We start from the raw sequence: 13,024 nt of genomic DNA, 5'->3' as shown, positions 1-13,024 counted from the left end.
ATCCAGCCTCCATAATTATTGCTATTAATTATTAAAAGAATCCTAGCTTATTCTTATCATAAGAAATAAGCATATTTTTTGTTTGACGATAATAGTTCAACATCATCACGTGATTTTCTCTTCCGAATCCAGATTTTTTATAACCCCCAAATGGTGCGTGTGCTGGATATGCATGATAACAGTTAACCCAAACTCTACCAGCTTTTATTGCTCTTGGAATTTGATATAACTGATGCGCATCACGAGTCCAAACACCAGCTCCCAATCCGTAAAGTGTATCGTTGGCTATTTCTAAAGCCTCTGCTTCATCTTTAAATTTAGTAACACAAGCTACAGGTCCAAATATTTCTTCCTGAAAAACACGCATTTTGTTGTGCCCTTCTAATAACGTTGGTTTTATATAGAACCCATTAGCTAGATCACCACTTAATTTATTAGCCGATCCACCCGCTAATACTTTTGCTCCTTCATCTTTACCAATTTTAAAATATGATTGAATCTTCTCGTACTGATCATTAGAAGCCTGAGCACCAACCATGGTATTTACATCATAAGGATTATCCTGAATTATAGCATTGGTACGTGCAATTACTTTTTCCATGAAGGCATCATAGATATCTTCTTGTACTAAGATTCTTGAAGGACACGTACAAACTTCACCTTGATTAAAAGCGAATAATACAGCACCTTCAATAGCTTTATCAAGATAAGCATCATCAGCATCCATGACAGAATTGAAGAAAATATTTGGAGATTTTCCTCCTAATTCCATAGTAACAGGATTTAGGTTTTTAGAAGCATATTGCATAATTAATTGGCCGGTAGTAGTTTCACCGGTAAATGCTACTTTATCCACTCTAGGACTAGACGCTAATGGTTTTCCTGCTTCAGGACCAAAGCCATGAATAATATTTACAACGCCTGGAGGGAATATTTCGGCTATTTTTTCCATCAATAAAGTTGCTGATGACGGCGTTTGTTCTGCTGGTTTTAGCACCACACAATTCCCTGTAACTAACGCCGGAGGCAACTTCCAAGACAACATTAATAACGGAAAGTTCCAAGGAATAATTTGCCCTACAACACCTAAAGGCTCTTTAATATTCATTGATAGGGTATTCTGGTCTAACTCAGTAGCACTTCCTTCTTCCGACCTGATACACGCTGCAAAATAACGCCAATGATCTGCTGCTAAAGGCACATCAGCATTTAAGGTTTCACGAATTGGTTTTCCATTATCACAGGTTTCTACTAGCGCAAACTCCTCTAAATTGGCTTCAATAATATCTGCTACTTTATTAAGTAAATTTGATCTTTCGGTTGCTGATGTATTCCCCCAAGACTCCTTAGCCGCATTAGCTGCATCTAAAGCCAATTCTACATCCTCTTTTTGGGAACGTGGATATTTAGCAATAAAACTATTATCAATAGGAGATGTATTATCGAAATACTGCCCCCCTAGAGGTTCAACAAATTTTCCGTTAATAAAATTACCATACTTTTCTTTAAACTTCGGTTTTGAATAACTCATCTTATTTAATGTTAAATTAGTAATTATATAATTATTTGTACTTTAAAATATATTATATTTATTTTTGATAAAGATATTTTATCAAATTCAGATTTCATTGAACATATTTATTATATTCTTGAACATATCTATTATTTAATTAATTCAGCATTAAAAATTAGTCTTACAACATATGAAGTCGTTATTAACTACACATAGAAAACACAGAAAACTAACAACTTTAGTAGAAAACAGAATAACCTACCAAGCAGAGTATGCAGAATTAAACATTTATGAAACTCATGCTTTTGCAGAGAAAGTCTCACTAACATTCAATTTTCCTATTATTGCAAGCATGCTAACAGGTAAAAAGGTTATGCATCTTGATGGTTTTGAGGCTTTTGATTTTTTTCCTGGAGAATCGGTTGTCATGCCCACCAATAAGGAAATGGTTATTGATTTTCCTTTAGCCACACACAACGCACCTACACAGTGTTTAGCTTTAGGAATAGATGCTTTTAAAATTAATGAGGTTGTAGAAAAATTTAATCAGCAAGTAGCTATTGAAAACGAAAACAATTCTTGGGACTTAGACCAAACAGCTTCACATTTAATAAATAATACAGATGTTAACCATTTAGTTGAAAGACTCACTTACACTTTTACCAACAATAACAAATCTAAAGATGTATTATTAGACCTAATGATTCAAGAACTAATTGTGCGATTGTTACAAACAAAAGCCAAGTCGTTAATTATTAACGATTCCGATCAAGTTTTTAACGACACGAGAATAGGTACCGTTATAAAGTTTATAAAAGAAAACTTAACAAATAAAGATATGAGTGTAAATCTACTAGCTAAAAAAGCGCACATGAGCACCTCGCATTTTCATAAACAATTTAAAAACACCTTAGGCATTTCACCTATTGATTATATAAATTCAGAAAAAATAAAATTCTCAAAAAAACTCATTAAAGAAAGTCAGAATTTCAGGATTTCAGAAATAGCGTTCAAATCGGGCTTTAATAATGTAAGTTACTTTAATCGACAATTTAAAAAGATGGAACTAATTACACCACAACAATTTAAAGCCTCGATATATAGTTAAAACATAGATTTACATCCAAAGCACTAACAATCAAGAAGCATAGCCTTTTTTTATTCTATTTGTTTATATTAGCAATCTAAACAACGCTATATCTTGAAAAATCACCTAACGCTCCTACTCGTTTTAACGTGTACTATTTTTTCATTTGCCCAGAAAAAAACGACACCCACCCCCGAAGAAGTCACAACCGCTGAAACCCTTAAAACAGCTTTTCCAGACGACCAAGTCGCTTCTCTAACTGAAAATTATCACATAACTTTTGAATACAACAATCGCACAGAGAAAGTTGAAGTTATTGAAACAATTACCAAAAACCTCATCAATATTGGTGCTAGAGCAGACATTCAAGTGTATTGTTTTTATGATGGTGAATCTGAAATTGAATCTTTCAACATCAAATATAAAACGGACAAGCGTGCCGATTACTATATATACGATGAAGCCATGACCAGCGATGATTTATTTCATAATGATGCTCGGGTAAAATACACCAACTTAGATTTCCCTTTAAAAGGTTATAAATACCAAACCGAAACGGTAAAGCGCTACAAAGACATTAAGTACTTTACAAGCTTATATTTTAATGACGACTACCCTACTGTAAAAAAAACCTTTAATATTCATATTCCTCATTGGCTTGATTTAGAGTTACGTGAAATGAATTTTAATGGCTACAGCATAGAAAAAACAGCTAAAGAAGATTTAAAAAACACTGAAACCGTATACAATTTCACCATTAAAGACATCCCTGCTATGTTTGATGACACCAGCGCTCCTGGTCCGTCATTTATCTATCCACATATTTTAATTTTAGCAAAATCATACACTTTTGAAGGTCATAAAACGCATATTTTTGAATCGACTCAAGATTTATATAATTGGTACAAAACTCTTGTTAATAGCTTAGAAAACGATAATTCAGATATTAAAGCAAAGGTTTTAGAGCTAACAAAAGATGCCAAAACGGACGAAGAAAAAATTAAAAACATCTACTATTGGGTTCAAGATAACATTCGCTATATAGCCTTTTTAGATGGCATTGCAGGCTTTAAGCCAGACGAGGCCGCTAATGTGTTTAACAAACGTTATGGGGATTGTAAAGGCATGGCAAATCTCACCAAGCAAATGCTTATTGAAGCAGGCTTTGATGCCCGACTAACATGGATTGGCACCAATCGTATAGCTTATGATTATTCTACACCTAATCTGGCTGTAGACAACCATATGATATGCACCATATTCAATAACAACGAGCCTATTTATTTAGATGGTACCGAAAAATTCAATCCTTATAAAGAGTACGCTAATAGAATTCAAGGCAAGCAAGTTCTTATAGAAAATGGCGATAATTTTATTCTCCAGGAAGTTCCTAAAGTAACTGCTAGTTTTAATAAAGAAACGGTAAACTATAATTTATCGTTACAAAACGAACAATTAACAGGTACGGTACATAAAGTCTATAATGGTGAAAGCCGCTCATCATTATTACAGTATTTAAATCAACTTCAAACTGATAGAAAAGATCGCTTTTTACTTTGGTATTTGGATGGTGGCGACTCGAATATTAAGGTTGAAAACATTGAAACATCCAATTTAACCGACCGTGAAACACCAATAGACATCAATTATAACATAACTATAAACAATGCTGCTTCTTCATTTGATGGAACCATATATATTGATTTAGATTTAGATAAAGAACTGTCTGATTACAACTTTGAAAACCGCAATACAGATTTTGTTTTCGATTTCAAAAAACACTTAGAATCTACAACAACTTTAACAATACCTGAAGGCTACAAAGTAGAATCCCTGCCAGAAAACATTAAAATATCTAACAGTAATTACAACCTAGAAGTTTCTTTCACCGAAAGCGATAACGCCATCACCTATAAAAAGAATTTCGAAATCACTGAAAGCGTTATTAGAAAAACAGACTTTTCTGAATGGAATGCGTTTATAAAAAAACTGAACACCCTTTATAACGAACAAATCACACTAACCAAACACTAAACCTTAACATGAAAATTAAAATTCTACTGCTATGCTTTTTAGCATACACGCCCCTATTCTATGGTCAATCGAAATTAGAAAAAGAAGCACAAAACTTTTTTTGGGGAGAAACAGACGCTTATAAGGATGTTGTTGCTATTCCCGAAAAATGGAAAAATGAATCGGCTGTAATAATTTACAAAAATGAAAATTACGATTTCCATAAGTTTGGTAAAAGCGTTGAATACAAATCTTCATTAAGAAAACGTATAAAACTATTAGACCAAGCTGCAGTTACAGAATTCTCAACATTCACCTACCAGAAACGATTTAGCTCCTCAAAAGGTTATTCAGGCTACAACGCATCACACGCTATAGTTGGTTTAAAAATTATTAAAGAAGATGGTACCGAAACAATTATAGACATTGAAGCGGAAGCGGTTGAAGTGGATAACGAAACTAAAATAGCCATATCTAACCTTGAAATTGGAGATATTCTAGACTTTTATTATTATAGTGTTGAGCCATTTAAATCTGTGCAAGCCTTTGGTTTTGCTCCGGTTGAACAAACGTTAGGTGAAGAATATCCAATTATGGATTATAAATTATACTTTCAAACAGAAAACGACTTCTTTATAAACTTCAACTCTTTTAACGGAGCTCCAGAATTACAAGAGATTCCAGTGGACAAAAACAACACACGCCGTTATGAGTTGGTGGCTAATAATATTGAAAAACACAAGTACGAACGTTGGTTTTATCCGTTAGTAGAGCTTCCAACCTATAAGTTTCAAGTATTTTTTGCCCGTTCAGGAAAATTTGAAGACCGTGCTTCTGGATTTCTTCCCGAAAAAGAAACCATAATCAAGAAAACGGTTAGCAAGGACGAGGTTTTAGAGTTTTATGAAAAGTACACACCTCTTGGTAATTTAGGAGCCATTGAACGTTTTGTGAAAGAAAATGATTTTAGCAGCGAGCGCGAAAAAGCAATTGCCGTATATTATTTTGCACGTCATCAATATTTAACACAATATGTTGAAGCAATTATGGTTATGGAGTCGGAAATTTTACCATCACCTTTTATGGCGACCAAAACCAATCCTTATTTATTTAATAATGACGTTAGTTTTATCAGACATTTTATGGCCTTCTTATACGATTTTGACTATGATTACGATGTTATAGTTGGAAAGAAACGTTACGATGGTGATTTAGAAGATTTATTGATTCAAAAAAATGTTGATATGATATTAAAAGTCAACACCAATCCGCCTCTGTATTTAGAGAATTTCAATGTTTACTCTAATGCCAACCAATTTAACCACCTTTTAGAAGGTACCGATGTTTATAAAATTTCGGCTAGCAAAAAGCGCTTGGATCAAATAGCAGAAGGCAGACTTCCAGTATCTGATTATAAGCTAAACGAATCTGCTAAAGAAATTACAGTTACACTACTGGAAGATTTCTCAGGCTTTAACTACGCTGCTCAAAACACGTATAGAGGTCATGAAAAATACGACCATCAATTTGATAAACTGATCTTTAAAGACTATGTAGATGAGGATTATGAAAAATATGATACGGAAAAATTTACCGACAGAATACGAAACAAAAAGCTACGTGAAAAAACAGCAAAAGAGTTAAACGCTCTCGTTGAAAACCTTAGAGAAAAGCAAAAAGAAAATCTAGAAAACAGCATTAAAGCCGAATTGGAAATCCCTGAAGTTTCAGATTATAGTTATACCATTCTAGAAACAGGCCGTTTTGGTTTTGACAAACCGTTTAGTTACGAAGAGCAATTTAATGTTTCCGAATCGCTAATAAAAAAAGCAGGCCCTAATTACATTATAGAAATCGGTAAGTTAATTGGTGGTCAGGTAGATTTATCTGAAGAAGAACGTAAACGGACAGAAAATACCTATATGAATTACCCAAGAAGCTACAACTACACCATTAAACTTGATATTCCTGAAGGTTATACGGTTTCAGGTTTAGATAAACTTAATAAATCTGTTAACAATAAAACAGGCGCTTTTATAAGCACTACAACTTTAACAGACAATCAACTCGTTATAACAACCACAAAACAATATAAGAATAACTACGAAGCTAATTCCGATTGGCCATTAATGATTGCCTTCTTAGATGAAGCCTTTCAATTCACCAATGAGAAAATATTATTAAAGAAAAAATAATAAGTTATTTCATAACAATAAAGCCACCTGTTTAAAAGGTGGCTTTTTTGTTATTGGAAAGTTCGTTTTTTATAGGCCTTAATTTCTTTCATCACCCGAGGTGCTAACATAATGGTTGTAAACATTGTTGGGATAGCCATTAAAGCAAAAAATCCATCAATCAGGTTAATCATCATACTTAATGAAGTGGTTGCTCCCAATAAAATACTAATTATGTATATATAATTATAATAATGCTTTTTGTCTGCACCAATTAAAAACGCCAAACATTTACTTCCATAGTAAGAATATGAAAATAATGAAGAAATACTAAACACTGCAATACAGATTAATAACAAATATTTACCAAATCCAGGTAAGGTGTTTCCAAATGCCGATGCTGTTAAACTAACGCCATTTGCATCACTTGTTTGCCATACGCCAGTAACCAAAATAGCCAAAGCTGTTAACGTACAAACAACCAATGTATCAATAGCAGGTCCAAGCATAGCAACTAGTCCTTCTCGAACTGGTTCATTTGTTTTTGCTGCCCCATGTGCCATTGGAGCCGTTCCTATACCTGCTTCGTTTGAAAATGCACCACGACGAATACCAAGTAACATCAACCCTCCTACCACACCTCCTAAGAAGCTATCTCCTTTATAGAAATCGGCAGAAAATGCATCGGTAAAAATCAAACTTAAATACTGAGGAACAGCCTCATAATTTAGAATTAGAATTGTTATAACGGACACAAAATACAATAACACCATACTAGGCACTAACTTAGATGCCGTTTTACTAATTCTATTCAACCCTCCTAAAATTACAATCGCCGTAATGACAACTAAAACAATGCCCACGGTTAAATTAGAAGCCAACCCAACTGTTACGCCGTTAGGTTCTAATAGAATATCATTAATAGCCTGAGTTAACTGATTAACATTAAATACAGGTAAAGCACCTACTAAGCCACAAATACTAAAAAAAACAGCTAACGGTTTCCAAGATTTCCCCAAACCTTCTGTTATAAAATACATGGGTCCACCTTGAATTTCACCAGCACTATCTTTACCACGATACATAATAGCAAGTGTTGAAGTAAAAAACTTAGTAGACATACCAATAACGGCACTTACCCACATCCAAAAAACAGCTCCAGGACCACCTATTGAAATAGCTACCGCTACCCCAGCTATATTCCCCATACCAATGGTAGAAGACAAAGCTGTTGTTAACGCTTGAAAGTGACTAATCTCTCCAGGATCATTTGGATTATCATATTTTCCAAGCAACACCTTAATAGCATGTCCAAAAAACCGAAAGGGTAAAAAACGAGACAGGATTAACAAATATAGCCCACCACCAACTAATAAAATAAGCAAGGGTAATCCCCAAGCAAACGAAGCAAAATCTGATATATAATTATTAAGTTGTTCCATAAGTTCATACATAGTCTTAAAAGTAGCAAAGTAATTACAACTACATTCAAGAATATTGAAAAGTTTATTTTTTAATCAATCAATTTACTTGTTTTATTTACTTATTATACGTTATTTAAATAAACATTAACAGCCCATATTACAAATTAAACGCTCAAGTACTTTAAAATGCAATTAGCTCATAAATCACAAAAAAAACTTTCGGGAACACGTTTTATACTAGCTGTTTTAATATTTCACTTGTTTGTTACAATTGGGCATTCCCAAGATAATTATCCAACTCCAATAAAGACATCAAATAGGTTGTTTTACATTCAGCACAGTAATAATTTTAACACCTATATTTATGATAGTAATTGGACAAACAACACCTTAAATTTAGAGAACCCCATTACCGCATACCGTAAGATTTATACCGAAAACGGAATAGAAAGACCACTAACTAGCTTACAGAAAAAACTAGCTTACGGCATTGAAATAACACAAAAAAAACCACATTTAATAACGTTTACTTTAGCTGCTTCTGGCGAATTAAATTTTTACTTAGAATACAACAATAACAAAACAGAAGCTAAAGTATACACGATAATTAATAATCAGAAAATGTATTTAAATCGCATGTTTGTACAACTAAAAACTGGTTTTTTTGCTAATAATGCCAAAGCGGAATATGTGTTATTCTACGGCACATTATACGATTCTGGAAAATTAATCACAGAGAAAGTTATAATAGATTAAAAAGAAAAAAGCCTCACTAAAATTATTAGCGAGGCTTTTTATTATTTTATTCAAAACGGTTAGGCGTTTAAGTAAGCCTCTACGTTAGTTTTAATTCTATTTTGAATATCCGACAAATCCGCTTTAACAAATGTTTCACCAGTAATATTCTCATACAATTCAATATATCGTTCACTTACAGACTGAATATAATCATCACTCATTTCTGGAACTGTTTGCCCCTCTAATCCTTGAAAATCATTAGAAATTAACCATTGACGCACAAACTCTTTAGATAACTGTTTCTGAGTTTCACCACGATCTTGGCGTTCTTGATAACCTTCTGCATAAAAATAACGAGAAGAATCAGGTGTATGAATTTCATCAATTAATACAATTTTGCCTTCTTTTGTTTTACCAAACTCATACTTGGTATCCACTAAAATTAAACCACGGCTAGCTGCTATTTCTGTTCCTCTTTGAAATAATTTACGCGTATAATCTTCTAACACTAAGTAATCCGCTTCCGAAACAATGCCTTTGGCTAAAATATCTTCACGAGAAATATCCTCGTCATGATCACCCATTTCTGCTTTGGTAGCTGGTGTAATTATAGGTGCTGGAAATTGATCATTTTCTTTTAAACCTTCTGGCATAGCTACACCACATAGCATACGCTTTCCTGCTTTATACTCTCTAGCTGCATGTCCAGATAAATACCCACGAATAACCATTTCTACTTTAAAAGGCTCGCATAAATGGCCTACAGCTACATTAGGGTCCGGAGTTGCTAACAACCAATTCGGCACAATATCCTCCGTTGCCTTCATCATTTTAGTAGCTATCTGATTTAGTATTTGCCCCTTATATGGAATCCCTTTAGGCATAACAACATCAAAGGCACTTAACCTATCAGTTGCAACCATAATCAGTTGATCATCATTTATATTGTAAACCTCGCGAACTTTTCCTTTGTATAGGCTTTTTTGGCCTTGGAAATTAAAATTAGTATCCGTTATTGTATTCATGTGTGTTAGTCAGTTGTTTGTTTCACAAAAGTAATTTGTTTCGTCTCGTGAAACAAGTATAATTAAAAAAAGGAGTCATAAATATGACTCCTTTTAGTATAATAAATTTGTAGCTGTTTTATTGAAACCTAATATTGTAGCTTACGCCAACACCAACATTTTGAATTTCTAGGTCGTTTTCAGCAAATGTGTTTTGATAGTAGGCATAAAAATTCCAATCTCTATTATGATATCCTATTTGTGGATTTATATACAGTCCACCGTCGTTATCCGATACATTAGTTAAAAATCCATACCCTACATCAGCACCAAAAAACAATCCATCGGGTGTAAAATAGTAACGGAAAAAACCTGCCGCAGGTATTACGCCAAATTCATCGTAATTATCTTTTGCAAAATAATGGGTATACCCAGATGCCAAACCTACAGCAATATTAGGATTAAATAAATACTGTCCGCGTACATCTGCGCCTAATGCAAAGGATGAAGCATCATCAACATCTCCTACTGGAACTCCAGCTGTAAGCCCTACTTTTAACCAAGAATTATCTGGTGTTATTTCTACGTCGTCTAAGTCTTCTTGTGCAAATAAAGGTTGTAATCCTATCAATGCTACAACTAAAAATAATTTTTTCATGATTTTTATTTTTTCGATTAGACTACAAATATGCCTAATAGCAACTACAATAGGCTTACAGTATTTTAGGTAATGTTTACATAATTATCAGACTTCACTGTTAAGACATTTCAAAATTAGCAACAAAAAAAGGCCCGTTAAACAACGGACCTCGTATATTACTATTGTATTTTACTTACTAATCTACATTTTCAATACTCTTATAAGCTTCAATTACTTTTTTAACAAGTTTATGACGAATAACATCTTTATCATCTAAGTATATTATACCAACACCATCAACATTTTTTAAGATTAATAAAGCTTCTTTAAGTCCCGAAATGGTTCGCCTTGGCAAATCTATTTGCCCCGGATCACCAGTAAGCAAGAATTTAGCATTTTTCCCCATACGCGTTAAAAACATTTTCATCTGTGCATGGGTCGTATTTTGTCCTTCATCCAATATTACAAATGCATTATCTAATGTCCTTCCACGCATAAAAGCTAAAGGCGCTATCTGTATAGTTCCATTTTCGATGTAATTAGCTAATTTTTCTGGAGCAATCATATCACGCAAAGCATCATATAACGGTTGCATATATGGATCTAACTTTTCTTTTAAATCTCCTGGAAGAAATCCTAAATTTTCACCGGCTTCAACAGCTGGACGCGTTAGAATTATACGTTTTACTTCTTTATTTTTTAGAGCACGTACTGCTAAAGCAACCCCTGTATAAGTTTTTCCTGTACCAGCAGGACCAATAGCAAAAACCATATCATTTTTACGCATACTCTCTACTAATTTGCGTTGATTAGCTGTTTGTGCTTTAATTAAACGACCATTTACTCCATGAACTATAACTTCTTTTCCATTATCATTGGTTACATAATCGGCTTTACTATGACTTGTTAAAATCCGCTCAATAACGTTTTCATCTAACTTATTATACTTTAAAAAATGTTCTAAAAGCATATGAAATCGCTTATCGAACTCTTCCAGCAAATCAGCATCACCGTAAGCTTTGACCTTATTTCCACGGGCAACAATTTTTAATTTGGGATAGTATTTTTTTAAGAGTTCAATATTGACATTCTGAGCACCAAAAAATTCTTTAGGTGAGACTTCTTCAAGTTGGATTATGATTTCGTTCAAAAGCTAAGTGATTTAATTAAAATTATCTATTTAGTTTTATTAGTTTTGTGCTTAATCAAAAATACACATTTTTAACACGCATTAGGTTAAAAAATTATCAACAATTCTACATGGCAATAATTACTTTAACAACAGACTTTGGAGAGCGCGATCACTTTGCTGGTGCGACTAAAGGTGCTATTTATAGCGAACTACCCGATGTTAAAATTGTTGATATCTCACATTCTATTTCTCCTTTCAGTATTCCTGAGGCCGCATATATTATTTTAAATGCGTATCGTAATTTCCCAGAAGGAACCATTCATATTATTGGAGTTGACTCGGAATTAAATGAGGAGAATAAACACATAGCTGTTAAATTAGATGGTCATTATTTTATTTGTGCCAACAATGGTATAATGAGTATGCTATGTTCTGAAATAGCTCCTGAAAAAATTGTAGAAATAAACATTCATGATAAAATTCAAACCAGCTTTGCTGTTTTAGATGTGTTTGTTAAAGTAGCCTGCCATATTGCGCGTGGTGGAACGTTAGAAGTTATAGGTAGGGTTATAAACACTATTAAACCTATAAGAAACATCATTCCATTTGTTAATGATGATGCATCGCAAATTATTGGTCATATTATCTATATAGACAATTACGGTAACGTTATTAGTAATATTAAGAAATCTTTCTTTGAGAAACACCAACGCGGAAGAAGGTTTACAATTTCTGCACGTAATAAGTCGTTCACTAAGATATACAATAAATACAGTGATATTGTAGATTTTACAAAAGCACCCGACAAACGTTTCATTGATGGAAGCGTGATGGTTCTATATAACTCAGGTAGTTACGTTGAAATAGCCGTCTATAAAAGTAACCCAAACACAGTTGGAGGCGCATCCTCTTTATTAGGTTTAAACCTTATGGATACCGTAACTGTAAATTTTATAAAAGATTAACTTATGATAGTTCGTATAGTAAAACTAGGATTTGAAGAACAACATATTGATACATTTATTGATAATTTTCATGCTAATAAGCAAGCCATTCGTAATTTTGAAGGTTGTGAGTTTTTAGAGTTATACCGCGATAAGACGAACAGTAATATATTTTTCACCTATAGCTATTGGAATTCTGAATCGGATTTAGAAAACTACAGGCATTCTGATTTATTTAAAGGTATCTGGGCTGTAACAAAGCCATTGTTTAATATGAAACCTGAAGCTTGGAGCGTTGATAAATTAGAAACGCTTGTATAATATTTAAATCTTAACCTTATAATACCTAAATAAT

Annotated in this window: 11 protein-coding genes; 6 read left to right on the top strand and 5 right to left on the bottom strand. The window is 33.3% G+C overall.

What is annotated here, in order from left to right:
• Nucleotides 1-31 precede the first annotated feature (31 nt).
• Nucleotides 32-1,531, bottom strand: a complete 1,500-nt coding sequence (locus ACW5R3_RS06705; RefSeq protein WP_456576234.1) for an aldehyde dehydrogenase family protein — start codon at nt 1,529-1,531, stop codon at nt 32-34.
• A gap of 172 nt (nt 1,532-1,703) precedes the next feature.
• Between ACW5R3_RS06705 and ACW5R3_RS06700 the strand changes: the two genes are divergently transcribed.
• From ACW5R3_RS06700 to ACW5R3_RS06690, 3 genes are all read left to right on the top strand, one after another.
• On the top strand, nt 1,704-2,621 hold the full coding sequence (locus ACW5R3_RS06700) for an AraC family transcriptional regulator (protein WP_456576233.1): 918 nt from the start codon (nt 1,704-1,706) through the stop codon (nt 2,619-2,621).
• 93 nt (nt 2,622-2,714) lie between these two features.
• Nucleotides 2,715-4,634: a transglutaminase domain-containing protein gene (locus tag ACW5R3_RS06695; RefSeq protein WP_456576232.1), complete on the top strand. Its 1,920-nt coding sequence runs from the start codon at nt 2,715-2,717 to the stop codon at nt 4,632-4,634.
• A gap of 8 nt (nt 4,635-4,642) precedes the next feature.
• Nucleotides 4,643-6,808, top strand: a complete 2,166-nt coding sequence (locus ACW5R3_RS06690; protein ID WP_456576231.1) for a hypothetical protein — start codon at nt 4,643-4,645, stop codon at nt 6,806-6,808.
• Between the two features lie 50 nt (nt 6,809-6,858).
• Here ACW5R3_RS06690 and ACW5R3_RS06685 read toward each other — a convergent pair whose 3' ends face one another.
• Nucleotides 6,859-8,229, bottom strand: a complete 1,371-nt coding sequence (locus tag ACW5R3_RS06685; protein ID WP_456576230.1) for an alanine/glycine:cation symporter family protein — start codon at nt 8,227-8,229, stop codon at nt 6,859-6,861.
• Between the two features lie 168 nt (nt 8,230-8,397).
• On the opposite strand from ACW5R3_RS06685, the gene ACW5R3_RS06680 reads away from it, so the two are divergent.
• Complete coding sequence (locus ACW5R3_RS06680; RefSeq protein WP_456576229.1) at nt 8,398-8,967, top strand: DUF4833 domain-containing protein; 570 nt, start codon at nt 8,398-8,400, stop codon at nt 8,965-8,967.
• A gap of 59 nt (nt 8,968-9,026) precedes the next feature.
• Here ACW5R3_RS06680 and ACW5R3_RS06675 read toward each other — a convergent pair whose 3' ends face one another.
• The 3 genes from ACW5R3_RS06675 to ACW5R3_RS06665 all read right to left on the bottom strand — a co-directional run bounded on the left by ACW5R3_RS06675 (nt 9,027) and on the right by ACW5R3_RS06665 (nt 11,743).
• Nucleotides 9,027-9,974 (bottom strand): phosphoribosylaminoimidazolesuccinocarboxamide synthase, encoded by a 948-nt coding sequence (locus tag ACW5R3_RS06675; protein ID WP_456576228.1) that lies wholly within the window; start codon nt 9,972-9,974, stop codon nt 9,027-9,029.
• A gap of 118 nt (nt 9,975-10,092) precedes the next feature.
• On the bottom strand, nt 10,093-10,611 hold the full coding sequence (locus ACW5R3_RS06670; protein WP_456576227.1) for a hypothetical protein: 519 nt from the start codon (nt 10,609-10,611) through the stop codon (nt 10,093-10,095).
• A gap of 178 nt (nt 10,612-10,789) precedes the next feature.
• Complete coding sequence (locus ACW5R3_RS06665; RefSeq protein ID WP_456576226.1) at nt 10,790-11,743, bottom strand: PhoH family protein; 954 nt, start codon at nt 11,741-11,743, stop codon at nt 10,790-10,792.
• A gap of 110 nt (nt 11,744-11,853) precedes the next feature.
• On the opposite strand from ACW5R3_RS06665, the gene ACW5R3_RS06660 reads away from it, so the two are divergent.
• Both ACW5R3_RS06660 and ACW5R3_RS06655 read left to right on the top strand, forming a co-directional pair.
• A complete protein-coding gene (locus ACW5R3_RS06660; protein WP_456576225.1) occupies nt 11,854-12,690 on the top strand; it encodes an SAM hydrolase/SAM-dependent halogenase family protein in 837 nt (278 codons plus the stop codon).
• A gap of 3 nt (nt 12,691-12,693) precedes the next feature.
• Complete coding sequence (locus ACW5R3_RS06655) at nt 12,694-12,990, top strand: putative quinol monooxygenase (RefSeq protein ID WP_456578806.1); 297 nt, start codon at nt 12,694-12,696, stop codon at nt 12,988-12,990.
• Nucleotides 12,991-13,024 lie beyond the last annotated feature (34 nt).

This window comes from Algorimicrobium bowmanii, from assembly GCF_054031195.1.
Note: the sequence above shows the minus strand (reverse complement) of the source record. Positions and strands in the feature narration are given on the sequence as shown.

What these genes read in the sequence shown, in the direction of transcription:
- ACW5R3_RS06705 (WP_456576234.1), bottom strand. Translation starts at nt 1,531, where the DNA reads ATGAGTTATTCAAAACCGAAGTTTAAAGAAAAGTATGGTAATTTTATT.
- ACW5R3_RS06700 (WP_456576233.1), top strand. Translation starts at nt 1,704, where the DNA reads ATGAAGTCGTTATTAACTACACATAGAAAACACAGAAAACTAACAACT.
- ACW5R3_RS06690 (WP_456576231.1), top strand. Translation starts at nt 4,643, where the DNA reads ATGAAAATTAAAATTCTACTGCTATGCTTTTTAGCATACACGCCCCTA.
- ACW5R3_RS06685 (WP_456576230.1), bottom strand. Translation starts at nt 8,229, where the DNA reads ATGGAACAACTTAATAATTATATATCAGATTTTGCTTCGTTTGCTTGG.
- ACW5R3_RS06680 (WP_456576229.1), top strand. Translation starts at nt 8,398, where the DNA reads ATGCAATTAGCTCATAAATCACAAAAAAAACTTTCGGGAACACGTTTT.
- ACW5R3_RS06675 (WP_456576228.1), bottom strand. Translation starts at nt 9,974, where the DNA reads ATGAATACAATAACGGATACTAATTTTAATTTCCAAGGCCAAAAAAGC.
- ACW5R3_RS06670 (WP_456576227.1), bottom strand. Translation starts at nt 10,611, where the DNA reads ATGAAAAAATTATTTTTAGTTGTAGCATTGATAGGATTACAACCTTTA.
- ACW5R3_RS06660 (WP_456576225.1), top strand. Translation starts at nt 11,854, where the DNA reads ATGGCAATAATTACTTTAACAACAGACTTTGGAGAGCGCGATCACTTT.
- ACW5R3_RS06655 (WP_456578806.1), top strand. Translation starts at nt 12,694, where the DNA reads ATGATAGTTCGTATAGTAAAACTAGGATTTGAAGAACAACATATTGAT.